Genomic DNA, 24,903 nt, shown 5'->3' with positions numbered 1-24,903 from the left:
CACTGTGAAGCAGGCCGTGTTCGACAACGAGGGAAGCCGGATCCGCTGGACCGAGGTGCCGGGCGCGGAGCCCGCGCGGGTGTATCTGCATGGACTCGGCTCGATGTCCGCCGTCTACCACGCCCACATCGCCGCCCGCCCCCAACTCGCGGGTCGGCGCAGCCTCTTCGTGGATCTGCCGGGACACGGCATCAGCGACCGGCCCGGCACGTTCGGATACACGCTGGAGGAGCACGCCGACGCCGTGGCGGCCGCGCTGGACGAATCCGGAGTCCGCGGCGCCGAGTTGATCGCGCACAGCATGGGTGGCGCCGTGGCCATCGTGCTCGCCCACCGCCGGCCCGACCTCGCTTCCCGGCTCGTCCTCACGGAGGCCAACCTCGACGCCTTCCCGCCGCTCACGGCCGCCAGCAGCGGAATCGCCGCATACGAAGAAGACGATTTCGTGGAAAAGCAGCACACGCGCGTGCTCGAAGCCGTCGGCCCGCTCTGGGCAGCCACCATGCGCCTGGCCGACCCCCGCGCCCTGCACCGCAGCGCCGTCGGGCTGTGCCGGGGCTCTGCTCCCGTGATGCGCACGATCCTCGAAGAGTTGCCCGTCGAGCGCGTCTATCTGCAGGGCGAAATCAGCGGTGAACTGAAGGGCCGGGAGAGCCTGGAAGCCGCCGGGGTGCGCGTGGTGACGGTGCCCGGTGCCGGGCACAACGTCATGTTCGACAACCCCGACGCCTTCGTGGAGGCCGTGGCCGGAGCGGACTGACCCGCCCGGCCTTCAGCGCCACGAGGTTCAGTTCGCGCACACGGCGAGCGCGAGAAAGCGGCTGTCCTCGTCGACGTACGATGTCATGCTCCACCCCGAACGGGCCAGCACCGGGGCGAGGTTGGCCTCGGCACGCAGATCGTCGGGCGTGATCTGCCGGCCCTGACGCGCCGCCAGGGCCGCACGCCCGATGGGATGGAACAGCGCGAGCGTGCCACCGGGACGCACCACACGGGCCAGCTCCCTCAGATTCGCCTCCGGACGCGGCAGATGGGCGATCAGGCCGGCCGCGAACACGGCGTCCAGGGACCTCGACGCGAGCGGCAGCGCGGCGACGTCCGCGCGGAGCAGCCGGCCGTCCCGGCCCCGGCCCGCCCGCACGGCGGCCTCGAGCATCGCCGGGGTCAGATCGGCGCCCAGCACCACCCCGGACGGGCCCACGGCAGCCCGCAGCGGCGGCAGGGCGCGCCCCGTACCGCACCCCGCGTCCAGCACCCGGTCGCCCGGCCGCAGTTCGAGATCGGCGACAGCTGCCGCATAGGCGGGACCGTCGTCCGGGAACCGGCTGTCCCAGTCGACGGCACGGGCGGTGAAGAACTCCTGCACATGTGTGTGGTCATCGCTCATGCTCGGCATGATTCCTCACTGTCACGGGGGATATGTAGGCGCACACGTTCGAGCCGGACCCGATCGTTCCGTCGCATCCGCCTGTCATATTCCAACAGCTTTCGAAATGCGCCCCCTTCGTGCGCCCGTGCCCCCCTAGCGTCCTTTGGCCATGGGACACCTGGACCACGCCGCCTTCGGCTGGCTGACCCCCGTGCTGTCGTACGTCATGGCCTGCATAGGCGCCGCGCTCGGACTGCGCTGCACCGTCCGCGCGCTCGCCACCACCGGCCGCTCGCGCCGCAACTGGCTCGTCACCGCGGCCTCCGCGATCGGGACGGGCATCTGGACCATGCACTTCGTGGCCATGCTCGGCTTCCGCGTCAGCGGCACCGACATCCGCTACAACGTGCCGCTGACCATCCTCAGTCTCCTCGTCGCCATGGTGGTCGTCTGCGCCGGCGTCTTCGCGGTCGGCTACAGCCGGGACCGCAACCGGGCGCTCCTCCTCGGCGGCCTCACCACCGGCCTCGGCGTCGCCAGCATGCACTACCTGGGCATGGCGGCGGTCCGGCTGCACGGCGACATCCGCTACGACCCCGTCCTCGTCGGAGTGTCGGTGCTGATCGCCGTCGTCGCGGCGACCGCCGCTCTGTGGGCCGGCCTCAACATCAGGTCGCCCCGCGCGGTCACCGTCGCCTCCCTCGTCATGGGAGCGGCCGTCAGCAGCATGCACTACACCGGGATGTTCGCGGTGAGCGTGCGGGTGGACCCCTCCGGCCACACCCTTCCCGGGGCCACGGCGATGCAGTTCATCTTCCCCCTCGCCGTCGGCCTCGGGTCCTATCTCTTCATCACCTCGGCCTTCGTCGCCCTTTCACCCACGGCCGACGAGCGAGAGGCCTCGGCCTCCGCTCAGCGGCCCGTCGAGAGCATCGCCCGCTAGCGGGAGCCCGGCCCGAGCGCCCCGACCCACGTCCCGAGCGAGGAGGCCATGCGCCCACCCCGTACCACCCTGAAAGCCGGCACCCCGGCGCGCCCGCCGCGCGGCCGCCGCGCACACGCCGGACCGCCCGCCGCCGAGGGCACCGGCCGCCCGCCCGGCACACCACCGGCCAAGGCACGCGCGCGTGCGGACCGCCGGCACCTGCGCCCCCGCACGGTGCGCGCCAAGGTGGTCAGCCTGCTGATGGTCCCGGTCGTCTCGCTGCTCGCCCTGTGGGCGTACGCCACCGTCACCACCGCCCAGGACGTCGCCCGGCTGCGGCAGTCCCAGCAGATCGACGCCGAACTGCGCACCCCGGTGGCCACCGCCGTCGCCGCCCTCCAGGCCGAGCGCACCGCGGCCGTGCGCTTCGCGACCGCGCCGGGCGCGGGCGACGGCAGCGACGTCCAGAGCCTGGCCGATCGCACCGACCGGGCCGTGGCCAAGCTGCGGATCGGCCGCGACAACACCGTCGCCGACACCGAGGAACTGCCCGCCGGCGTCTCCGGACGCCTCGACGCCTTCGTCACCGGCGCCGAGCACCTGCGCGCACTGCGGACGGCCGTACTCGACCACAAGGCCGGCTGGGACACGGTCTACGCGCAGTACACCAGGACCATCGGCGCGGCCTTCGCTGTGGACGGCGCCCTCACCGGCATCCAGCAGGCCGACGTCGGCTCCGACGCGCGCGTGCTGCTCGAATTCAGCCGGGCCGCCGAGGCACTGGCCCAGGAGGACACCGTCCTCGGCGGCGCGCGGGCCGCCGGACAGCTGCAGAGCGAGCGGCTACGGCTGTTCGGCGCCGCCGTCGCCGCACGCCGTACCCTCACCGAGGCCGCCGTCGCCGATCTGCCCGCCGCCCAGCGAGCCGCCTGGCAGAACCTGACCGAAAGCGATTCCTACACCGCGCTCGCTGCCGCCGAGGACAAGATCCTCGCCGCCCGGCCGGGTACCAAGCCGACCGACGCGGCACCGCAGGCCGCCTGGGACGCTGCCCACGCGCGCGTGCAGGGCGCCATGCGGGACATCGCGACGGACACGGGCCGAGCCGTCGCCGGCCGTGCCGACCCGGTCACACGTGGCCTGGTCAGCCCCGCGGGTGCCGCGGTCCTCCTCGGCCTGGCCGCGGTCGCCGCGTCGCTCGTCATCTCCGTCCGTATCGGACGCGCACTCGTGGTCGAACTCGTGAGCCTGCGCAACGACGCCCTGGAGATCGCCCGCCGCAAACTCCCCGAAGCGATGCGCAGACTGCGCGCGGGTGAGGAGATCGACATCCAGGCGGAGGCGCCCGCCGAACCACCCGCCGAGGACGAGACGGGTCAGGTCGCGGAAGCCCTGACCACGGTCCATCGCGCCGCCCTGCGCGCCGCCGTGGAACGTGCCGAACTGGCCAGCGGTATCTCCGGCGTCTTCGTCAACCTGGCCCGCCGCAGCCAGGTACTGGTCCACCGTCAGCTCAGCCTCCTGGACAGCATGGAGCGTCGCTCGGACGACCCCGACGAGCTGAGCGACCTGTTCCGCCTGGATCACCTCACCACACGCATGCGGCGGCACGCCGAGAGCCTGATCATCCTCTCCGGCGCAGCACCCGGGCGGGCCTGGCGCGTGCCGGTGTCCCTGACGAACGTCGTACGGGCCGCCGTCTCCGAAGTCGAGGACTACGCGCGCGTGGAGGTTCGCCAGCTCCCCGAGGCCCACGTCATCGGCGCCGCCGTCGCCGACCTCACCCACCTTCTCGCCGAACTCCTTGAGAACGCCGCCCAGTTCTCACCGCCCCACACACGTGTGCGCGTCACCGGCGAACCCGTCGGCAACGGCTACGCCCTGGAGATCGAGGACCGGGGACTCGGCATGGGCGCCGAGACTCTCGCGGAGGCCAATCGCCGCATCGAACAGTCCGAGGCCCTCGACCTGTTCGACAGCGACCGGCTCGGACTCTTCGTGGTCAGCCGCCTCGCCTCCCGGCACGACGTCAAGGTGCATCTGCGGACCTCCCCATACGGAGGCACCACCGCCGTCGTCCTGGTGCCCACCGCCCTGTTGCACAGCGGCGCGGCGGAACGCGCCTCCCACCAAGGCGAGCAGGCCCGCCACGAGCTGGAACGCGAGTACGCGCGTGTGCCCGACACGAGCCCGCACCAAGAGGCCGTCGCCCCCCGCTCGGACCGGCCCGCCCTCGCGGCGACCGCTCCCGGCCCGCACGGCGCCGTGGAGGAGCCGGCCCGGCACGCGACCGTCGACGAAACCCCGCCCCCCGGAGTCACCGCCCTGAGACTGCACCGACCGCCCCAGGACCCGGAGACCGCCGACGATCTCCCGCGCCGTGTGCGTCAGGCGAGCCTCGCTCCCCAGCTCCGGCAACAGCGTTCCGAAGCGCCGGTGCCGGAGACCGCACGGCACAGCGACGAACAGCGCACCCCCGAAGTGGTACGGGACCGCATGACGGCCTACCGCGACGGCTGGGCGCGCGGTGGCGGCAGACAACCCGGCCGCGGCAGCGCCCCGCGACCCGAAACGGGCAGAGACAGCAGCGAAGGAGACCCGGCATGATCCAGGACCCGAACACGAGGACCGGCCAGCGTTCCGGCGAACTGGACTGGTTGCTCGACGACCTGGTGATGCGTGTGCACGAGGTGCGGCACGCCGTCGTGCTCTCCAACGACGGGCTGGCCGTCGGCGCCTCCACCGGTCTCGCCCGGGAGGACGCCGAACACCTCGCCGCCGTCGCCTCCGGCTTCAACAGCCTCGCCAAGGGCGCGGGACGGCACTTCGGAGCGGGTGGCGTGCGGCAGACCATGGTCGAGATGGACGACGCGTTCCTCTTCGTGGCCGCCGCCGGCGACGGCTCCTGCCTCGCCGTCCTCACCGCGGTCACCGCCGACATCGGACTGGTCGCCTACGAGATGGCACGCCTGGTCAAGCGGGTCGGCGAGCACCTCTACACAGCACCGCGTGTCACCGCGCAGCCGCCTGCGGCCGGATGACCGCGAAAGGGCGGCACCGATGACCGAGAACCGCGGCGGCTCGTGGGAGCCGGGCAGCCAGTGGTACGACGGCGAGGCCGGACCACTGGTCCGCCCCTACGCGATGACGGGCGGACGCACCCAGCCGGGACCCACCGGGGTGCGCTTCGACCTGATCGCCCTCGTCACCCTCGACCCCACGGCACCGGCGCTCGACGACGGCACCGCGCTCGGCCCCGAACACCGGACCCTGATCGAGCTGTGCCGTACCGAGACACAGTCCGTCGCCGAACTCGCGGCGGACGCGGACCTCCCCGTCGGCGTGGTCAGGGTGCTGCTCGGCGACCTCCTGGAGCTGGGCTGCGTGGTCATCAGCCGTCCGGTGCCCCCGGCACAGTTGCCCGACGAACGGATTCTGCGCGAGGTCATCGAAGGATTGCGAGCGCTGTAGATGACAGTTCAGAACCCGCCGCGCACCGCGCTGTGTGCGGTTCCCCGCGCCGATCCGTACACGTCGCATCCTGGTCTGTGGGCGTCGTCTGCCGACCCGTGCGCGTGGGATACCGATCCGTGCGCGTTGCGCCTCCGACCGGGCGCGAGTCGGTCACATCAGGTGCGTTTCGGTCCAACCGCCCCCAGACGCGGCCCCGTTGTCATGATGCTGCCTTCATCCCCGCACCAGGCGGACGCCGACCGCAGCCGGCCCTCCCGAGAGAAGTGATCATGGTCACCGAGCACTCCGAAGCCGCCGACGACACCACCGCCCTGGCGCTGAAGATACTGGTCGCCGGCGGATTCGGCGTCGGCAAGACGACCCTGGTCGGGGCCGTCAGCGAGATTCGGCCGCTGCGTACCGAGGAACTCCTCAGCGAGGCGGGACAACTCGTGGACGACACCGACGGCGTGGACCAGAAGGTCACCACCACCGTCGCCATGGACTTCGGGCGCATCACCATCCGCTCCGGCCTGTCCCTGTACCTCTTCGGCACCCCGGGGCAGGACCGCTTCTGGTTCCTGTGGGACGAGTTGTCCCAAGGCGCCCTCGGCGCCGTCGTCCTCGCCGACACGCGGCGCCTGGAGGACTGCTTCCCCGCGGTCGACTACTTCGAGCACCGGCGCATCCCGTTCGTGGTGGCCGTCAACTGCTTCGCGGGAGCCCGTGCCCACGGCGCCCACGACGTCTCCCGCGCCCTCGACCTCGACCGTGGCACACCCGTGGTGCTGTGCGACGCGCGGGACCGGGACTCCGGCAAGGAAGTCCTGATCCGGCTCGTCGAGTACGCCGGACGGATGCACACCGCCCGGCTCCTGGACTCGGTCGGCTGAGCCCGCCGCCTCAGTCCGCCAGATCCTTCACGGCCACCACCTGGTCGACCGTGACGCGGACCAGCAGCTCGCCCGGAACGCCGTTGCGGGCGCCGTACTCCTCGGCGCGGTCCTCGCCCATGTACCGGGCGGCGATCCGGGTGGCCCAGTGGCGCACCTCGTCCAGGTCCTCCGACAGCCGTGCGCGGCCGTTCACCACCACGAAGTGGAACGGTGGCCGATCGTCGTCCACACACAGGGCGATGCGTCCGTCACGGGCGAGATTGCGCCCCTTTACGGTGTCCTTACCGGTGTTGAAGACCAGTTCGGCCCCGTCCAGCAGAAACCAGATCGGGGCCACATGCGGGCTCCCATCGGCGCGAACGGTGGACAGCTTGCCGGTTCGGGTGCCGTTCGAGACGAACGCCCGCCATTCGTCGTCGGTCATCTTCTGTGCCATGCGCCCATCTTGCTTGCCCGGACGCCGGTCGTGGGGAAGGCTGGCGCAGAGTTCCTCCAGCCAGGGGGAGATCCCACGGGGAGACGGAGATGGGGCAGAACCAGGGACTCGGATGGCTCCTGGACGATCTGACCGAGCGTGTGGACCATGTGCGGCACGCGCTGGTCCTGTCGAACGACGGACTGGTCACGGGGGCGAGTACGGGCCTGCGCCGAGAGGACGCCGAGCATCTGGCCGCCGTGGCGTCCGGACTGCACAGCCTGGCCAAGGGGTCGGGACGCCACTTCGGCGCGGGCGGAGTACGCCAGACCATGATCGAGTACGACGACGCCGTACTGTTCGTGACCGCTGCCGGCACCGGCAGCTGCCTGTGTGTGCTCAGCGGCGCGGAGGCCGACATCGGTCAGATCGCCTACGAGATGACTCTGCTCGTCAATCGCGTCGGCGAGCACCTCGGCGTGGACGCCAGGCAACCCGAGCGAACCCCCATCAAAGACGCCTGACCTGCGGATTCTCCTTCCGTCGCGGAGTTATCCACAGGTCAACCATGGCTTGCGCCGGATTGGCTACGGTGTGTCCACGGCGAACGCACAGGGCGTGAGCCAAGGACTCCACGGGGGAGTACGACCATGTCCGCAAGCACTGTCAGCCCATCGCGGCCCGTGACCTGCACCCCGAGCCTTGCGGCTCGAGAACTGGAGCTGAAACGAGGCGAGTTCGACCTCGCCGTTCATCTCGGCCACATCCGGACCCTGCCAGACGAGGGCGGGGGAGGAGGCCGGAGGGTGGAACGCGCGGAGATCGACCGCCTGCGTGCGCAGGCGGGGCACCCGGAAGCCCTGCGCGATCGTGTGCGGGTGGTGGGCACGACGGAGGGCGCAAGGCTCATGGAGATCCCGGCCGCCCGGTTCACCCGCCTCGCCCGACTGGGCCTGCTCGTGCCGGCGAAGTGGTACCTGAACCGCTATCGGGCCGTGGTCTGGCTCTATCTGGCCGAAGACCTGCGCGCGTTCGCCTCGGACGCCGGGAACGCGCATCTGCTCAAGGGGCGTACACCTGAGAACCTGCGCGGCCAGTTGGAGGCCGGGGTGGACCTGCGCGCCCGCAACTGGCGAGGGCGCCACCTCGGGTTTCTGCTGCGTCAGGTCGACGAGCCGTGGGCCCGGGCTGGAGCCGTGGCCGCCTTCCTCTCGCCCGTCGAGGTCGCCGACGTCGTCAGGGACCCGTACGAGCGGGCCCATGTGAACCGGTTCCGGCCCACGCCGCCGGGTCAGGGCACTCCGGGATCGCCTGCCGCGTACCTCGCGGAGCGGATCACGACGGCGCAGGACGCGGACGAGATCGCGTGGCTGCGCAGCGAACTGGCCCAGGTGATTGAGGAGGCCCGCGCCCTCTCACGGGCCCCACGCCCGGCCGCCCGCCGTCCCGCACCGACCCCGCGAGCGACCGCACGGCCCATCCCGCCGATGGCCCGAACGGTCACGCGCATCACGGAGCCGACGGCACGGGCATCCTCGGCGCCCGACGAAGAGCCGGTCGCGGCACGCGCCCCCGAGCCGCTGCCGGGACCGTCTGAGCCGACGACCGGGCCGCCGGCGGGGGCGTCCGGGCCGAACGGAGGACGGCTGCCGGGGTCGTTCGAGCCGGCGGACGAGCCCATGACCCGAGCGTTCGAGTGGCATGGCACGCCGGTCGTGCCGCAGTCCGCGGCGTCCCCGGCCCGCCGGGGGCGCCGTCGGGCCGACGCGCCCTCGCCGCGAACCGACCGCGGCCTGCGGGCTTGGCTACGGCGGAGAAGCGCTCGGCCCGCCCGGGTGTGAACCAACCCGGCCGAGGCCCCGGCAGCCGGCTCGCTACAGGGACCTGAACAGGCCCTCCTGGACGACCGAGACGAGCAGACGCCCCTGCAGGTCGTAGATGCGCCCGCGAGCCAGACCGCGCCCGCCCGTGGCGATGGGCGACTCCTGGTCGTACAGGAACCACTCGTCCGCGCGGAACGGCCGGTGGAACCACATCGCGTGGTCCAGCGAGGCCAGATCGAAGTTCCGCGGACCCCACAGGGGTTCGACCGGGATACGGACCGCGTCCAGGAGCGTCATGTCGCTGGCGTAGGTCAGCGCACACGTGTGGACCAGCGGGTCGTCACCGAGCGGTCCGACCGCGCGCATCCACACCGCGCTGCGCGGCTCGGCGCCCTGTATCTCCTCGCTGTTCCAGCGCAGCCGGTCGACATAGCGGATGTCGAAGGGCTGGCGGCGCGCCATCCGCTCCAACTGCTCAGGCAGCGCGCCCAGGTGCTTGCGGATCTCCTCGGAGACCGTCGGCAGCGACTCCGGGTGCGGCACCTCGCGGGCCGGCGGCAGCTGGTGCTCGAACGGTCCTTCCTCAGGCTTGTGAAAGGAGGCGGTCAGGTTGAAGATCGTGCGACCCTGCTGCACGGCCGTGACCCGGCGCGTGGTGAACGACCGGCCGTCGCGGACCCGCTCCACCTGGTACACGATCGGCACCCCGGGGCGGCCCGGGCGTAGGAAGTACGCGTGCAGCGAGTGCACCGGGCGGTCGCCGTCCGTGGTGCGGCCGGCGGCGACCAGCGCCTGGCCCGCCACCTGGCCGCCGAAGACCCGCTGCAGGGACTCCTGCGGGCTTCGGCCACGGAAGATGTCGACCTCGATCTGCTCGAGGTCCAGCAGGTCGACCAGTCTCTCGGCCGGGTTCGTCATCGGTGGGATTCTCCTTGGCTCACAACTGGTCGCGAACGGCTCACAACTGGCCGACCTCGGTGACTCGGACGACCGCACGGCCCTCGGCGTCCGAGGCCGCGAGGTCGATCTCCGCGCTGATGCCCCAGTCGTGGTCGCCGTTCGGGTCGTCGAAGATCTGGCGGACCCGCCAGAGGCCGTTCTCCGGCTCCTCCTTGATGACCAGCAGCTTGGGGCCGCGGGCGTCGGGACCGGTGCCGAGATCCTCGTACTCGTCCCAGTACCTGTCCATCGCCTCGCCCCAGGCGTCGGCGTCCCAGCCGGACTCGGCGTCCAGCTCGCCCAGCTCCTCGACCTGGTCGAGGGCGGCCAGCTCCACGCGGCGGAACAGGGCGTTGCGGACCAGGACCCGGAAGGCGCGCGCGTTCGTGGTGATCGGCTTCACCTCGTCGGCCTTCTCCTGGGCCTCCTCGGCGGTCATCTCCTCCGGGTTCGCGAGCTGCTCCCACTCGTCCAGCAGGCTGGAGTCCACCTGGCGCACCATCTCGCCGAGCCACTCGATCAGATCCTGCAGGTCCTCGGACTTGAGGTCGTCCGGGATGTTGTGGTCGAGGGTCTTGTAGGCGCTGGCGAGGTAGCGCAGCACGATGCCCTCGGTGCGGGCCAGCTCGTAGAAGGACACCAACTCGGTAAAGGACAGTGCCCGTTCGTACATGTCCCGGATCACGGACTTAGGCGACAACGGGTGGTCGCCGACCCACGGGTGGCTCTTGCGGTAGGTGTTGTACGCGTGGAAGAGCAGCTCTTCCAGTGGCTTCGGGTACGTGATGTCCTGAAGGCGCTCCATGCGCTCCTCGTACTCGACACCGTCCGCCTTCATCGCGGCCACGGCCTCGCCGCGCGCCTTGTTCTGCTGGGCGACGAGGATCTGCCGCGGATCGTCCAGGGTGGACTCGACCACGGACACCATGTCGAGGGCGTAGGACGGCGACTCGGGGTCGAGGAGTTCGAACGCGGCGAGCGCGAACGTGGACAGCGGCTGGTTGAGCGCGAAGTCCTGCTGCAGGTCGACCGTGAGCCGGACGATCCGGCCCTCGGCGTCGGGCTTGTCGAGCTTCTCCACGATCCCGCCGTCGAGCAGCGAGCGGTAGATCGCGATCGCCCGGCGGATGTGACGGAGCTGCTGCCTGCGCGGCTCGTGGTTGTCCTCCAGGAGGTGACGCATCGCCTCGAACGCGTTGCCCGGGCGGGCGATCACCGACAGCAGCATCGTGTGCGTCACCCGGAAACGCGAGGTCAGCGGCTCCGGCTCCGACTCGATCAGCTTCTGGAAGGTGTTGTCCGTCCAGCCGACAAAGCCCTCCGGCGCCTTCTTGCGCACCACCTTGCGCCGCTTCTTCGGGTCGTCGCCTGCCTTGGCGAGCGCCTTCTCGTTCTCGATGATGTGCTCCGGCGCCTGTGCCACGACCAGTCCCGCCGTGTCGAAGCCGGCCCGGCCGGCCCGGCCGGCGATCTGATGGAACTCCCGGGCCCGCAGCGTGCGCACCCGGCTGCCGTCGTACTTCGTGAGGGCGGTGAACAGCACTGTGCGGATCGGCACGTTGACGCCCACGCCGAGCGTGTCCGTGCCGCAGATGACCTTCAGCAGTCCGGCCTGGGCGAGTTTCTCCACCAGCCGCCGGTACTTGGGCAGCATGCCGGCATGGTGGACGCCGATGCCATGCCGGACGTAACGGGAGAGGTTGCGGCCGAACTTGGTGGTGAAGCGGAAGTTGCCGATCAGCTCGGCGATCTGGTCCTTCTCCTCGCGCGAGCACATGTTGATGCTCATCAGCGCCTGCGCCCGCTCCACGGCCTGCGCCTGTGTGAAGTGCACGATGTACACCGGCGCCTGCTTGCTCTGCAGCAGGTCGGTGAGTGTCTCGGTGAGCGGGGTGAGCTGGTACTCGTAGGAGAGCGGCACCGGGCGGGTCGCCGAGCGGACCACCGACGTGGGGCGGCCGGTACGGCGCGTGAGGTCCTTCTCGAAGAACGACACATCGCCCAAAGTGGCCGACATCAGGATGAACTGCGCCTGGGGGAGTTCCAGCAACGGGATCTGCCACGCCCAGCCGCGATCGCCCTCCGCGTAGAAGTGGAACTCGTCCATGACGACCTGGCCGATGTCCGCGTCCTTGCCGTCGCGCAGCGCGATCGACGCGAGCACCTCGGCGGTGCAGCAGATCACAGGAGCGTCGGCGTTCACGGAGGCGTCGCCCGTGAGCATGCCGACGTTCTCGGTACCGAAGATCTTGCAAAGCTCGAAGAACTTCTCCGACACCAGCGCCTTGATCGGAGCCGTGTAGAAGGTGACCTCGTCCCGGGCCAGCGCGGCGAAGTGCGCGCCCGCGGCGATCATGCTCTTGCCGGAGCCGGTGGGGGTCGAGACGATCACGTTCGCCCCGGAGACCACCTCGATCAGCGCCTCCTCCTGGTGCGGGTAGAGGGTGAGGCCGCGCTCCTGCGTCCACGACTCGAAGGCTTCGTACAGGGCGTCGGGGTCGGCGGTCGGCGGCAGCTGATCGATGAGGGTCACGCACCCATCTTGCCTGCCCCGGTCCCCAAGAGGGGAATCGGCTGTGAGCGCGAAGATCACGGCAGCTACGCTGTGTCGCCGACGGAGCGTCAGCGCACCAGGTCAACTGGACAGCGGCACACGAGGAATGGGGCGGGAAGCGGCCATGATGGGACCAGCACACTCACTGTCGGGGGCCGCGGCCTGGCTCGGGGTCGGAGCCGCCGCCGCGGCGGCGGGGCATCCGATGCCCTGGCCGGTTCTCCTCGTGGGGGCTCTGATCTGTGCCGGTGCCGCGCTCGCCCCGGACCTCGACCACAAGGCGGCGACCATCTCGCGCTCCTTCGGCCCGATCTCTCACTGGACCTGCGAGATCGTGGACAAGCTGTCGTACGCCGTCTACAAGGCGACCCGGATGAAGGGCGACCCGCGCCGCAACGGCGGCCACCGCACACTGACGCACACCTGGCTGTGGGCGGTCCTGCTCGGCGCCGGCTGCTCGGCAGCGGCGATCGCGGGCGGCCGGTGGGCGGTACTGGCGATTCTCTTCGTGCACATGGTGCTGGCGATCGAGGGTCTGCTGTGGCGGGCGGCCCGGGGTTCCAGCGCCGATGTCCTGGTCTGGCTGCTGGCAGCGACCAGCGCGTGGATCCTCGCGGGGATCCTGGACAAGCCCGGCAATGGCTCCGACTGGCTGTTCACCGCGCCGGGCCAGCAGTACCTGTGGCTGGGACTGCCGGTCGTGCTGGGCGCGCTGGTGCACGACATCGGGGACGCGCTGACCGTGTCGGGCTGTCCGATCCTGTGGCCCATCCCGCTGGGCCGCAAGCGGTGGTACCCGGTGGGGCCGCCGAAGGCGATGCGCTTCCGGGCCGGGAGCTGGGTGGAGCTGAAGGTGCTGATGCCCGTGTTCATGCTGCTCGGCGGAGTGGGCTGTGCGGCGGCCCTCAACGTGATCTGAGGCGCCCCTCACTTCCGGGGCGTTTCCTTCCGCGTAGCCCGGTGCCTGACCCGAGGCACGGATCGGGAGCAGGTGGATCAGGTCGCCTCGCCGGACTCCGCCCCGCCGTACCGGCGCTCGAAGCGGGCGACGCGGCCCTCGGTGTCGACGGTCCGGGCCTTGCCCGTGTAGAAGGGGTGGCTCTCCGAGGAGATCTCCACGTCGACCACCGGGTAGGTCCGGCCGTCGTCCCACTCGATGGTCTGCTCGCTCTGCGCGGTCGAGCGGGTCAGGAACGCGTAGCCGGCGGCGCGGTCACGGAAGACCACGGGGTGGTAGTCGGGGTGCTTGTCCTGCTGCATGGCGGCTCCTCGTGCGGGGCGGTCGGGCAGGGGGCGCGCGGCTCAGCCGGACAGCGATTCCTCGTCGACGATGTGCATCGCGGCCTCCTCGGCGGAGGCGGCGGCGCCGTCGATGCCGACATCGGTGGCGACGAGGGCGGCCTCTTCGTCCTCGTGCGCTCCCTCGTCCGGAGCCACCAGCCGGCCGGAGCGCAGGTTGCCGACCTCGTTGTCGAGGAGTTCCCCGTCGGTTCCGGCACAGTCACCGAGGTCGTCGCCGTCGGGCGTGGGCAGGTCCGGCTGCTCCTCGGCGAGCCGCTGGTCGAGAGTCTCGCCCGCCTGGCGCTCGGCCGCCGTCACACCGGTGTGCTCCACCGCCCAGGGGCGCTCAGGAGGGGACCAGCCGCGGTCGAGCGGGTCCTCGACGCCGTCGAAGTCCAGTGTGTCCTCGACGTCGAGCACCCCCGAGTCCTCCCGGATCTCCGAGGAATCGGGCTGGTAGACGTCGTCCCCCCAGCTGTCGGCGCGGTCCACGAGTACCTCCAGGTGGTGAGGACGGCCATGTGCCACCACAGCGGGCGGCGGGCCGCCGGCACGCGCGACACGGGGGCCACACGCCGTGAACCGGGTGGTTCCGAGGCGTGCCCCGAGCCGGTGCCGTTCTCCAGCCTTCCACCCCTGCTCGGCACCGCGCAACGTCACGGACGTGGCTCCGTGCCCGCACACGCGCACCGGCGCCCGGCACGCGCCCCAGCCCGCCCGTTTGCCGCGGCCCGGCCGCCGCATTCCCCGGCGATCGTGGCCACGACCGCCGGCATCCGGCACTCGGCGTCAAACACCTGGCACCCTGGCGCTCGCGCACAGGGCGGAGTCTCACCCGTGCCAGGATCGCCAGAGCGCCGCGTAGGGGCCGTCCGCCGTGACCAGGTCGTCGTGGCTGCCCAGCTCGCTGATGCGGCCGTTCTCCACGACGGCGATCACGTCGGCGTCATGGGCGGTGTGCAGGCGGTGGGCGATGGCGACTACGGTGCGGCCGTCCAGGACCCGGGCCAGGGAGCGTTCCAGATGCCGGGCCGCGCGTGGGTCCAGCAGCGAGGTGGCCTCGTCCAGGACCAGCGTGTGCGGATCGGCCAGCACCAGCCGGGCCAGCGCGATCTGCTGGGCCTGCGCCGGGGTCAGCGCGAGCCCGCCGGAGCCGACCTCGGTGTCCAGGCCGTCGTCCAGTGCCCGCGCCCAGCCGTCCGCGTCGACCGCGCCCAGCGCCGCCCACAGCTCGGCGTCCGTGGCACCGGTACGGGCCAGCAGGAGGTTGTCCCGAAGGGAGCCGACGAAGACGTGGTGTTCCTGGTTGACGAGGGCGACGTGGGAGCGGACCCGTTCCGCGGGCATCCGGGACAGCTCCGCGCCGCCCAGGGTGATCCTGCCGTCGCGGGGTGCGTAGATCCCGGCCAGCAGCCTGCCCAGGGTGGACTTGCCCGCGCCCGAGGGGCCGACCAGGGCCAGCCGGGTGCCCGGGGCGACCTCCAGCGACACCTTGCGCAGCACGTCGACGCCCTCGCGGTAGCCGAAGTGCACCCGGTCGGCGTGCACGTCACGCCCGTCCGGCGCCAGCGAGACGTCCCCGGCGTCCGGCTCGATGTCCCGCACACCGACCAGCCGGGCCAGCGACACCTGGGCGACCTGCACCTCGTCGTACCAGCGCAGGATCAGGTTCACCGGGTCGACGAGCATCTGCGCGAGGAGGGCACCCGTGGTCAGTTGCCCCACCCCGATCCAGCCGTGCAGGACGAACGCCCCGCCGACCATGAGGACCGAGCCGAGCACGATGATGTGGACGGCGTTGATCACCGGGAAGAGCACGGACCGCAGCCAGAGCGTGTACCGCTCCCAGGCTGTCCACTCCTTGATCCGCCGCTCCGACAGGGCGACGCGGCGGGCGCCGAGCCGGTGCGCCTCGACGGTGTGGCCCGCGTCCACCGTCTCGGCGAGCGCGGCGGCGACGGCCGCGTATCCGGCGGCCTCGGAGCGGTATCCGGAGGGCGCCCGCTTGAAGTACCAGCGGCAGCCGATCACGAGCACCGGCACGGCGAGCAGCACGGCGGCCGCGAGCGGCGGAGCCGTCACGACGAGCCCGCCGAGCAGCAGCAGGGCCCACACGACACCGATAGCCAGCTGCGGCACGGCCTCGCGCATCGCGTTGGCCAGACGGTCGATGTCGGTGGTGATGCGGGAGAGCAGATCACCGGTGCCGGCCCGTTCCAGCACGCCCGGCGGCAGCCCGACCGACCGGACGAGGAAGTCCTCGCGCAGGTCGGCCAGCATCCGCTCGCCGAGCATCGCGCCCCGCAGCCGCACCTGGTGTACGAAGACGGCCTGCACGGACAGCGCGAGCACGAACAGCCCGGCGGTCAGGCCCAGATGAAGCTCCCGCGACCCGTCCGACACCCGCTCGACCAGGCCGCCGAGCAGGTAGGGACCCACCATGGAAGCGATCACGGCCACCGTGTTCACGCCGATGAGCAGCAGGAACGCCCGGCGGTGCCGGCGGAACAGCTCGGCGACGTAGCCGCGCACGGTCGCCGCCGCGCCGACAGGCAGGGTGGTGGCGGCCGTCGGGGCCGCCGGGTCGTACGCCGGCGGCGCAACGCCGATCATGCGCTCTCCTCGCTCTCTTTCCGTTCCTGGCCCGCGCCCACGAGGGCGCCCTCGTCGGCCGTGTCCACCAGGGCGCCCGCGTCGCCCGCGGCCAGCTCGGCGTCCGGCTCTCGCGTGACCACGGCCCGGTATCGCGGCTCGCCGTCGATCAGCTCGCGGTGCGGACCGACCGCTACGACCTCGCCCTCGTGGACCAGGACGACGCGGTCCGCGCGGTCGAGCAGCAGCGGTGAGGAGGTGAACACCACCGTCGTGCGTCCCGAGCGCAGTCGGCGCAGCCCGTCCGCGATCCGTGCCTCGGTGTGCGAGTCGACCGCGGACGTCGGTTCGTCCAGCACCAGCACCTGGGGGTCGGTGATCAGTGACCGGGCCAGCGCCAGCCGCTGGCGCTGGCCTCCGGACAGGGACCGCCCGCGCTCGCTGATACGGGCGTCCATGGGGTCCGCGGCGTCCAGCGAGCCCTGGACGAGTGCGTCCAGAACGTCGTCGCACTGCGCCGCGGCCAGCGCGTCCGAGGCTCGCACGCTTCCGGAGGCGGGCACGTCGAGCAGCTCACGCAGCGTGCCGGACAGCAGTACCGGGTCCTTGTCCTGGACAAGGACGGCGGTACGGGCGCTGTCCAGCGGGAGTTCGTCCAGGGCGACGCCGCCGAGCAGCGCCGAGCGGCCCTGCTCGGTCGCGTGGCCGCCCAGCCGCTCCGCGAGCCTGCCCGCCGCGTCCGGATCGCCGCAGACCACAGCGGTGAGACGGCCCGCTGGAGCCAGCAGATCGGTGCCGGGGTCGTACAGGTCGCCGCACGGCACCTGCGTCTCGCGGATGCCCTCGGTGGCCGTTGACCGCTCCAGCGACAGCACCCGTGCCGCCCGTTTGGCCGACGGCCGCGAGAAGGAGTACGCCATGGCGATCTCCTCGAAGTGCCGCAGCGGGTAGTTCAGAACCATGACCGCGCTGTAGACGGTGACGAGTTCACCGACGGTGATCCGGCCCTGGCGGGCCAGGTGGATGCCGTGCCAGACGACTGCGATGAGCAGCAGTCCGGGCAGCAGCACCTGGAGGGCGGAGATCAGCGACCACATCCGGGCGCTGCGCACCGCGGCGTGCCGGACCTCCTGCGAGGCACGGCGGTAGCGGTCGAGGAACAGCTCCTCGCCGCCGATGCCGCGCAGCACGCGCAGCCCGGCGACCGTGTCCGAGGCCAGCTCGGTGGCCCGGCCCGCCTTCTCGCGCTGCACGTCGGCGCGGCGGGTCGCCCGGGGCAGCAGCGGCAGCACCGCGAGCGCCACCACCGGCAGTCCGACGGCGACGACCACGCCCAGGGCGGGCTGGTAGACGACGAGGGCGACACAGACCACCACGACCGACAGCGCGGCCGCGGTGAACCGGGACACGGCCTCGACGAACCAGCCGATCTTCTCGACGTCGCCGGTGGAGACCGCCACCACTTCGCCGGCGGCGACCCGCCGGGTCAGGGCGGAGCCGAGCCGGGCGGCCTTGCGCGCCAGCAGTTGCTGGACTCGGGCGGCGGCCGTGATCCAGTTGGTGACGGCGGTCCGGTGCAGGAAGGTGTCGCCGACGGCGATGCCCGTGCCGCACAGCAGCATCAGACCACCCGTCAGGGCGAGCCGGGTGCCGGAGCGGTCGACGACCGCCTGGACAGCGAGGCCGACACAGAAGGGCAAGGCCGAGACGGCGACGAAGTGCAGCAGGCCCCAGGCGAGCGACTTCAGCTGTCCGCCCAGCTGATTCCGCCAGAGCCACCACAGGAATCGGGGGCCCGAACGTGCGTCCGGGACGCCCGGATCGGAGTACGGAAGGTCTTGAATCTGCATGAGTTCTCAGTGGCTCGTGTCAGGAGGGAAGGGAGGAATAGGGAGGCAGGGGGAAGCGAGGGGAGGGGAGGCGGCGAGAAGCGGTGACGAGCTGTGAAAGGTTGGCGTCGCTGAGTGGTGAATTTCAAACGGTTTTCCTGACCGAGCGGTGAAATCCACCGGCTTCCGGCCACGGGCCACGGGGTCCGGCATCGCCGGGAGAGGAGTCCTGTCCGGCTCTCGGCGGTCGGGTGGACGGCCGGTCCATCGTGCGCATGAGGCCGTCACCCGAATGTCCAGAAGATCGCACTATCAACCGGTACGTAAGCCACGATGGTCATGTGCTCATGGACAACGTGCGGCGAATGACGGTCGCGGCGACGGCCTTTGGGGCACTTGTGGCGACTCTGTCCGCGTGTGGGACCGACGCGTCCGGTCCGGTTCGCGCCGGCGGGGCGGTGGGCCCCCACGGACAGGTCACGCGGAGTCCCGTGGTGTCGACCGCTCCCGTGGCCGACCCGACCCGCGTCCCGGACGTCGGCGACCGGCTGTACCGGCAGATCTCCCGGGACACCGGCCAGGTCCTCGTGGTGTACGGCGACGGCGAGAACTCGCCCGACTCCACGGCCGTGCTGTACATGCGGGAGGGGCCGGAGTGGCGACCGATGGCCACGTGGCCGGCGCACAACGGCCGCAACGGCTGGACCGGGCGCCATCGCGAGGGTGACGAGCGCAGTCCCATCGGTGTGTTCGGCCTCTCCGACGCGGGCGGTGTGCTCGACGACCCAGGCACCAGGCTGCCGTACCTCCAGGACGCGAACTCCTTCGCGCCCCCGAACCGGGCCGAGGCGCATCAGCATGACTTCGACTACGTCATCGCCATCGACTACAACCGCCGCCCGGGCCACCCGCCGGACGACGGCGCTCGCCCCGAGGGTGACGCGAAGGGCGGTGGCATCTGGCTGCACCTCGACCACGGCGACGGCACGTCCGCGTGCGTCAGCGTGCCCATGGACGCCATGCAGTTCCTGCTGCGCACGCTCGATCCGGCCCGGCGCCCGGTGATGGTGATGGGCGACAGGCAGGAACTGCGCGCCTGACGCACCGGCCCTCCGGCCGCCTCGGGCGGTCTTTCCAAGGCCGCCCCGACACCGACGCGCCCCGCGTGCATCTCGGGGCCGACAAGCCCCTGGGGCCGATCAGGCCCGATCGCGTCGTTCTCCTCGACGCGTCATTGCGGGCCGCCCCCGACTCCCCGTAGAACACCGGCCATGAGTAGACAGATAGTCATGTCCATGCTGGCCGGTGTGGCCCTCCTGGTGAGCGCGATCCTCGGTACCGGAGCCGTCGTCGCCCAAGCGGTCGACGTTCCGCCCGAGTTCGGTACCGACTGGCACGACCCGGTCACCGCGGCACCGCCCGCCGACCGGCCGCACACCAGGTCGTGCCAGGTCACCCTGGCCGACGCCCAGTTCCGCGACTTCACGCCCTACCGCGGCGCCTACACCCCGCCCCAGGACTGCGGCGACCACTGGAGCAAGGTCGTCCTGCGGCTCGACGGCAAGGTGAAGGGCCGTCAGTACGACCGCCTCGGCTATCTGCACGTCGGCGGGGTCGAGATCCTGCGTACCTCCACACCCGAACCCTCGCCCGACGGCATCGCATGGCACGTCGAGAAGGACGTCACCCGCTACAGCGACACCTTCCGCAGCCCGCAGGACGTCGAGATGCTGATCGGCAACGTGGTGGACGGCACGTACACCGGTGTCATCGATGTGCACGCCAGCCTGACCTTCTATGCGGGCCGCCCCGCCGAGCGGACCCCCGACCGTGTCCTCACGCTCGCGGACTCGCCCGGCGGCACAACCCTCACCGCCCCGCGCAACAGCGAGCGGATCGTCGCCGAGGTCTATGCGACCGGTTCGGGCGGCGGCTGCGAGGAGTTCTGGTATCTCACCGTGGCCGACCCGGCGTCGTACTCCTGCAAGGCCGATCACGGTCCCTACCGTGAGGTGCAGATCAAGGTCGACGGTCAACTCGCCGGTATCGCGGCGCCGTTCCCGAACGTCTGGACCGGCGGCTGGTCCAACCCCTTCCTCTGGTACGTCCTTCCGGCGCCGGGCGCCTTCGACGTGCGGCCCATCGAGTACGACCTCACGCCCTTCGCGGGCCTGCTCGACGACGGCCGTCCGCACCACGTCGACGTGTCCGTCGTCGGCGTCCCCGCGGGCCAGTCGGGCTGGAGCGCGCCGGTGAACGTCCTGGTCTGGCAGGACGCGCACCGCACCCAGGTCACCGGTGCGCTCACTGCGGACCGGGCGACGGACATCGCCAATTCCTCCACCTACACGCCCGGTTCGGAGAACCGTGTGAACACCGAGGCGGGACACCGGCTCACCGTGTCCGGCTACCTCGACACCTCGCACGGCCGTGTGACCACCACCGTCACCCGGAGGCTCGCCAACACCTCCGTGCACCGCTGGACCGAGGGTGAGAACACGGACGGACTGGACGCGGCGTGGTCCGACGACCAGACGGTCACCGTCGGCGGACAGGGCCCCGCGCGGACGACGCACACGCACCGGACGTACACCATGAACGGCGCCACGACCATCGGCACGGACAACCGGCTGCGCACCGTGCTGACCATCGGCGACCGTGCGTCGGTCGTGGACCTGCGGGACGGCCGGCGCACCACCTGGTCACAGCTCGACGACACCTACAGCGGCGACGCGGCGTACACGATGAACGTCCCGCGCGACCAGCGGCACGCGGTCGGCACGTCGAGCGAGCGCTACCGGCTGTACGGCTCCGACGGCTGCTACGACCATGTACTGACCACGGTTCAGGGGGTGTTGACGGAGGATCGCTACCGCTGTTGAGCGCGGCGATGTGGAGTGCGCCACGGGCGGTGTGATTTACCTGGCTGTGACACGGGTGTCTCCGTGGGGATCTACAACGGCTGCAGAGTGATCGATACGGAAGCCGCTTTCCGTATCGCAGAAGTACCGCTCGGCTTCTGCGTGCCGACGTCCCCCTAGGAGTGCCCGTGCCGCAGTCCGTACCGTCCCTGCCGCGACGCGTCGCACGCATACTGCGTACCTCCCTCTTCGCGCAGGTCGCCTGCGCGCTCGTGCTCGGCATCGTCGTCGGGAAGCTGTGGCCCGAGTCGGCCACGGCCTTCCAGCCGCTCGGCGACGGTTTCGTGCGCCTGATCAAGGCGGTCATCTCGCCGCTGGTGTTCTGTGTGGTCGTCGTGGGCATCGCCAAGGCCGGTGATCTGAAGGCCTTCGGGCGGATCGGGCTCAAGGCCCTGATCTGGTTCGAGGCGGCGTCCACGGTTGCCCTGCTCCTCGGCCTGGTCGCCGCCAATGTGGCCGGTCCCGGCACCGGGATGCACGTGGACCCCGCGAAGCTCGACGCCTCGGCGGTCGACCGGCAGACCCAGGGCGGCGCACTGCCGTCCACGACCGCGTTCATCCTGAACGCCTTGCCGGACAGTGTCGTCGGAGCCTTCGCGGACAACGCCCTGCTGCAGGTCCTCGTCCTGGCCTGTCTGGTCGGCGCGGCACTGCTCCACCTCGGCCACACCAAGGTCCCCAGCGTCCTGCCGGCGATCGAGCAGGCGCAGGAGGTCGTCTTCGCCGTCGTCGGCTTCGTCATGCGGCTCGCGCCGCTCGCCGTGTTCGGCGCGATGGTCCACCTCGTCGGCCAGTACGGCCTCGGGGTCATGAAGACCTACGGCAAGCTCATCGTCCTGTGCTACGCCGTCGCCGCGGCCTTCCTCGTGCTGCTGGGGGTCGCGCTGTGGCTGGTCAGCGGGCTGAGCCTGTGGAAGTTCGTCCGCTACACCCGTGCGGAACTGCTGCTGGCCCTCGGTACGGCATCCAGTGAGAGCGTCATGCCGCGCGTGATGCAGAAGCTGCGGCAGGCCGGCTGCCGGGACGACGCCGTGGGCCTGGTGCTGCCCACCGGCTATTCCTTCAACCTCGACGGTGCCTCGATCTACCTCTCCATCGGCACCCTGTTCATTGCGCAGGCGGTGGGCGTCGAACTCGATCCGGGCCGGCAGATCACGGTCGTCCTCGTGCTCATGCTGACCAGTAAGGGCATGGCGGGCGTGCCCGGTTCGGCCTTCCTCGCGATGTCCGCGACCGCGACCTCGCTGGGCGTCATCCCCGCCGGAGCGGTCGCCCTGCTCCTCGGCGTCGACCGGATCATGGACTCCATGCGGGTCACCACCAACCTGCTCGGCAACTGCGTCGCCGTCTTCGCAGTCTCCCGCTGGGAGGGCGCGCTGGACACCGCGCGGGCCAAGAGGGTGCTGGACGGGGAGATCGCCCCCGTGTCCGACGAGGGCCGGGAAGGGCAATCCGCCGAGAGGATGCGGCCGACCGTCAAGGAGCCCGCGCCGGAGGCGGGCTGACCGGATGCCGGCGCGCGGCTCAGCAGCGCGTGTCCCGGTCCCCCTCGATCAGGGTGTCCAGCAGCACGCCGAGTACCTGACGCTCCTTCTCCGTCAGGGGCGCGAGGATCTCCTCGGCCGCGGAGCGGCGTGCGCCCCCCAGCTCGCGCAGGGTCGTGCGCCCCTCGTCCGTCAGCTCGATCCGGGTCACCCGCCGGTTCGCCGGATCCGGCATCCGCCGTACCTTCCCGCTCGCCTCCAGCCCGTCGACCAGCGTCGTCACCGCCCGCGGCACCACCTCCAGGCGCTCGGCGAGATCGGCCATGCGCGGGGGCGAGGCGCAGTGCGCGAGGGTGCGCAGCAGCCGGGACTGGGCCGGGGTGATGCCGAGGTCGTTCTGTTCCAGATGGCGCCTCTGGATGCGGTGCACCCGGCGGGTCAGCCTCAGCAACTGCTCGGCGAGCATTCCGTCGGGATCGGGCGTGGTCATGCGGGAACAATATCAGGATGCCGTTCATTGTGAGTATAGGTAACAATGAGCTATGATCCGTTCGTCATCGTCGGCCGACCTCCGGCCGGCGCCCGTTCACCTCCGTAGGAGCCCATGCATCCCGACCGTGAAACGTCCTGGACCCCGCCTGCCGACGCCAAGGAACAGCCCCGGCAGGTGCGGCGCATCCTGAAACTCTTCCGTCCCTACCGCGGGCGGCTCGCGATCGTCGGCCTGCTGGTCGGCGCCGCCTCGCTGGTCTCGGTGGCCACGCCGTTCCTGCTCAAGGAGACCCTGGACGTCGCGATCCCCCAGGGCCGCACCGGCCTGCTCAGCCTGCTCGCGCTCGGCATGATCCTCAGCGCGGTTCTCTCCAGCGTCTTCGGCGTGCTCCAGACGCTGATCTCGACCACCGTCGGCCAGCGCGTCATGCACGACCTGCGCACCGCCGTCTACGGCCGCCTGCAGCGCATGTCACTCGCCTTCTTCACGCGCACGCGCACCGGCGAGGTCCAGTCGCGGATCGCCAACGACATCGGCGGCATGCAGGCCACCGTCACCTCCACCGCCACCTCCCTGGTATCCAACGCCACCAGTGTCGTCGCCACGATCGTCGCGATGGTCGCCCTCGACTGGCGGCTCACGATCGTCTCGATCCTCCTGCTGCCGGTGTTCGTATGGATAAGCCGCCGCGTCGGCAACGAACGCAAGAAGATCACCACGCAGCGGCAGAAGCAGATGGCCGCGATGGCGGCCACCGTCACCGAGTCGCTGTCGGTCAGCGGCATCCTGCTCGGCCGCACCATGGGCCGCTCCGACTCACTGACCGCCTCCTTCGCGGACGAGTCCGAGCGCCTGGTCGACCTGGAAGTGAAGTCGAACATGGCCGGGCGCTGGCGCATGGCCGTGATCACGATCGTCATGGCCGCGATGCCCGCCATCATCTACTGGACGGCCGGTCTCGCCCTCCAGTTCGGCGGCCCCAAGGTCTCGCTAGGCACCATCGTCGCCTTCGTCTCGCTCCAGCAGGGACTGTTCCGCCCAGCCGTGAGCCTGCTCGCGACCGGTGTCCAGATCCAGACGTCCCTCGCGCTCTTCCAGCGAATCTTCGAGTATCTGGACCTGCCGATCGACATCACCGAGCGCGAGCGGCCCGTCCATCTCGACCAGGTCAAGGGCGAAGTCCGCTTCGAGGACGTCGAGTTCCGCTACGACAACGACGACAGAACCCGTCCCGTCCTGGACGGCATCGACGTCACCGTCCCCGCGGGCGGCAGTCTCGCCGTCGTCGGGCCGACCGGAGCCGGCAAGTCCACGCTCGGCTATCTGGTGCCCCGGCTCTACGACGTCACCGGCGGCCGTGTCACGGTGGACGGCGTCGATGTCCGGGACCTCGACTTCGACACCCTTGCCCGCGCGGTCGGTGTCGTCTCGCAGGAGACGTATCTCTTCCACGCCTCGGTCGCCGACAACCTCCGCTTCGCCAAGCCGGACGCCACCGACGAGGAACTGCAGGCCGCGGCCAGGGCGGCGCAGATACACGATCACATAGCCGCGCTGCCCGACGGCTACGACACGGTCGTCGGTGAACGCGGCCACCGCTTCTCCGGCGGTGAGAAGCAGCGCCTCGCGATAGCCCGCACGATCCTGCGCGATCCGCCGGTCCTCATCCTCGACGAGGCGACCAGCGCGCTCGACACCCGCACGGAGGCCGCCGTCCAGGAGGCGATCGACGCCCTGTCGGCCGACCGGACGACGATCACCATCGCCCATCGTCTGTCCACGATCCGCGGCGCCGACCAGATCGTGGTCCTCGACTCCGGGCGGGTCGCCGAACGCGGCAGCCATGAGGAACTGCTGGAACGGGACGGGCGGTATGCCGCTCTGGTGCGCCGGGACGCACAGCTGGAACCGACGAGCTGACGCTGCGGA

At 71.1% G+C, this 24,903-nt stretch carries 21 protein-coding genes and 1 pseudogene; 13 read left to right on the top strand and 9 right to left on the bottom strand.

The features are described 5' to 3' along the window. The first annotated feature begins 4 nt into the window (after positions 1-4). The gene (locus AV521_RS09130; protein ID WP_076086136.1) at positions 5-760 is read left to right on the top strand and encodes an alpha/beta fold hydrolase; all 756 of its coding nucleotides are present in this window, start codon (positions 5-7) and stop codon (positions 758-760) included. Between the two features lie 27 nt (positions 761-787). Here the strand turns inward: AV521_RS09130 and AV521_RS09125 are convergent, their stop codons facing one another. After that, positions 788-1,387, bottom strand: coding sequence for a class I SAM-dependent methyltransferase (locus tag AV521_RS09125; protein WP_076086134.1), 600 nt, complete (start codon positions 1,385-1,387; stop codon positions 788-790). Between the two features lie 151 nt (positions 1,388-1,538). Between AV521_RS09125 and AV521_RS09120 the strand changes: the two genes are divergently transcribed. From AV521_RS09120 to AV521_RS09100, 5 genes are all read left to right on the top strand, one after another. Continuing rightward, positions 1,539-2,312, top strand: a complete 774-nt coding sequence (locus tag AV521_RS09120) for an MHYT domain-containing protein (protein ID WP_076086132.1) — start codon at positions 1,539-1,541, stop codon at positions 2,310-2,312. A gap of 48 nt (positions 2,313-2,360) precedes the next feature. Further along, positions 2,361-4,901, top strand: coding sequence for a nitrate- and nitrite sensing domain-containing protein (locus tag AV521_RS09115; RefSeq protein ID WP_179022951.1), 2,541 nt, complete (start codon positions 2,361-2,363; stop codon positions 4,899-4,901). Then, on the top strand, positions 4,898-5,335 hold the full coding sequence (locus AV521_RS09110; RefSeq protein ID WP_076086129.1) for a roadblock/LC7 domain-containing protein: 438 nt from the start codon (positions 4,898-4,900) through the stop codon (positions 5,333-5,335). Before AV521_RS09115 ends, AV521_RS09110 begins: the two co-directional genes overlap by 4 nt. Before the next feature lie 19 nt (positions 5,336-5,354). Beyond that, the gene (locus AV521_RS09105; RefSeq protein ID WP_076086126.1) at positions 5,355-5,765 is read left to right on the top strand and encodes a DUF742 domain-containing protein; all 411 of its coding nucleotides are present in this window, start codon (positions 5,355-5,357) and stop codon (positions 5,763-5,765) included. Between the two features lie 272 nt (positions 5,766-6,037). Next, positions 6,038-6,640: an ATP/GTP-binding protein gene (locus AV521_RS09100; protein WP_076086703.1), complete on the top strand. Its 603-nt coding sequence runs from the start codon at positions 6,038-6,040 to the stop codon at positions 6,638-6,640. 10 nt (positions 6,641-6,650) lie between these two features. On the opposite strand, the gene AV521_RS09095 is transcribed toward AV521_RS09100, so the two are convergent. Continuing rightward, positions 6,651-7,079 (bottom strand): PPOX class F420-dependent oxidoreductase, encoded by a 429-nt coding sequence (locus tag AV521_RS09095; RefSeq protein ID WP_076086123.1) that lies wholly within the window; start codon positions 7,077-7,079, stop codon positions 6,651-6,653. A gap of 89 nt (positions 7,080-7,168) precedes the next feature. Here AV521_RS09095 and AV521_RS09090 point away from each other — a divergent pair, with 89 nt between their 5' ends. Continuing rightward, complete coding sequence (locus tag AV521_RS09090) at positions 7,169-7,582, top strand: roadblock/LC7 domain-containing protein (RefSeq protein ID WP_076086120.1); 414 nt, start codon at positions 7,169-7,171, stop codon at positions 7,580-7,582. Between the two features lie 126 nt (positions 7,583-7,708). After that, a pseudogene (locus tag AV521_RS09085) lies at positions 7,709-8,545 on the top strand (DUF6397 family protein); the annotation flags it as partial. Positions 8,546-8,932: 387 nt separating this feature from the next. Here the strand turns inward: AV521_RS09085 and AV521_RS09080 are convergent. Further along, the gene (locus tag AV521_RS09080) at positions 8,933-9,799 is read right to left on the bottom strand and encodes an acyl-CoA thioesterase II (RefSeq protein WP_076086117.1); all 867 of its coding nucleotides are present in this window, start codon (positions 9,797-9,799) and stop codon (positions 8,933-8,935) included. A 40-nt stretch (positions 9,800-9,839) separates the two neighbouring features. Next, positions 9,840-12,353, bottom strand: coding sequence for an RNA helicase (locus AV521_RS09075; RefSeq protein WP_076086114.1), 2,514 nt, complete (start codon positions 12,351-12,353; stop codon positions 9,840-9,842). Positions 12,354-12,498: 145 nt separating this feature from the next. Between AV521_RS09075 and AV521_RS09070 the strand changes: the two genes are divergently transcribed. After that, positions 12,499-13,293 (top strand): metal-dependent hydrolase, encoded by a 795-nt coding sequence (locus AV521_RS09070; protein ID WP_076086110.1) that lies wholly within the window; start codon positions 12,499-12,501, stop codon positions 13,291-13,293. Between the two features lie 77 nt (positions 13,294-13,370). On the opposite strand, the gene AV521_RS09065 is transcribed toward AV521_RS09070, so the two are convergent. The 4 genes from AV521_RS09065 to AV521_RS09050 form a co-directional block, all read right to left on the bottom strand. Beyond that, the gene (locus AV521_RS09065; protein WP_076086106.1) at positions 13,371-13,634 is read right to left on the bottom strand and encodes a type B 50S ribosomal protein L31; all 264 of its coding nucleotides are present in this window, start codon (positions 13,632-13,634) and stop codon (positions 13,371-13,373) included. 42 nt (positions 13,635-13,676) lie between these two features. Beyond that, positions 13,677-14,147 carry a DUF5709 domain-containing protein gene (locus AV521_RS09060; protein ID WP_076086103.1) on the bottom strand — a complete coding sequence of 157 codons (471 nt, stop codon included), beginning with the start codon at positions 14,145-14,147 and terminating at the stop codon, positions 13,677-13,679. A 339-nt stretch (positions 14,148-14,486) separates the two neighbouring features. Further along, complete coding sequence (locus AV521_RS09055) at positions 14,487-16,268, bottom strand: ABC transporter ATP-binding protein (protein ID WP_076086100.1); 1,782 nt, start codon at positions 16,266-16,268, stop codon at positions 14,487-14,489. Then, positions 16,265-18,097 carry an ABC transporter ATP-binding protein gene (locus AV521_RS09050; protein WP_076086096.1) on the bottom strand — a complete coding sequence of 611 codons (1,833 nt, stop codon included), beginning with the start codon at positions 18,095-18,097 and terminating at the stop codon, positions 16,265-16,267. Before AV521_RS09050 ends, AV521_RS09055 begins: the two co-directional genes overlap by 4 nt. A gap of 473 nt (positions 18,098-18,570) precedes the next feature. Between AV521_RS09050 and AV521_RS09045 the strand changes: the two genes are divergently transcribed. The 3 genes from AV521_RS09045 to AV521_RS09035 all read left to right on the top strand — a co-directional run bounded on the left by AV521_RS09045 (position 18,571) and on the right by AV521_RS09035 (position 22,502). Further along, positions 18,571-19,176: a L,D-transpeptidase family protein gene (locus AV521_RS09045; RefSeq protein ID WP_371917008.1), complete on the top strand. Its 606-nt coding sequence runs from the start codon at positions 18,571-18,573 to the stop codon at positions 19,174-19,176. Positions 19,177-19,347: 171 nt separating this feature from the next. Continuing rightward, on the top strand, positions 19,348-20,958 hold the full coding sequence (locus AV521_RS09040; protein WP_305965154.1) for a peptide-N4-asparagine amidase: 1,611 nt from the start codon (positions 19,348-19,350) through the stop codon (positions 20,956-20,958). A 167-nt stretch (positions 20,959-21,125) separates the two neighbouring features. Then, entirely contained in the window at positions 21,126-22,502 is a 1,377-nt protein-coding gene (locus AV521_RS09035) for a cation:dicarboxylate symporter family transporter (protein WP_076086087.1), read from the top strand. A 19-nt stretch (positions 22,503-22,521) separates the two neighbouring features. Here AV521_RS09035 and AV521_RS09030 read toward each other — a convergent pair whose 3' ends face one another. Continuing rightward, a complete protein-coding gene (locus tag AV521_RS09030) occupies positions 22,522-22,971 on the bottom strand; it encodes a MarR family winged helix-turn-helix transcriptional regulator (protein WP_076086084.1) in 450 nt (149 codons plus the stop codon). Between the two features lie 114 nt (positions 22,972-23,085). On the opposite strand from AV521_RS09030, the gene AV521_RS09025 reads away from it, so the two are divergent. Next, positions 23,086-24,894 carry an ABC transporter ATP-binding protein gene (locus tag AV521_RS09025; RefSeq protein WP_076086081.1) on the top strand — a complete coding sequence of 603 codons (1,809 nt, stop codon included), beginning with the start codon at positions 23,086-23,088 and terminating at the stop codon, positions 24,892-24,894. The last annotated feature ends 9 nt before the right edge of the window (positions 24,895-24,903 follow it).

The sequence above is a fragment of the Streptomyces sp. IMTB 2501 genome (genome assembly GCF_001953885.1).
Lineage (GTDB): Bacteria > Actinomycetota > Actinomycetes > Streptomycetales > Streptomycetaceae > Streptomyces.
Note: the sequence above shows the minus strand (reverse complement) of the source record. Positions and strands in the feature narration are given on the sequence as shown.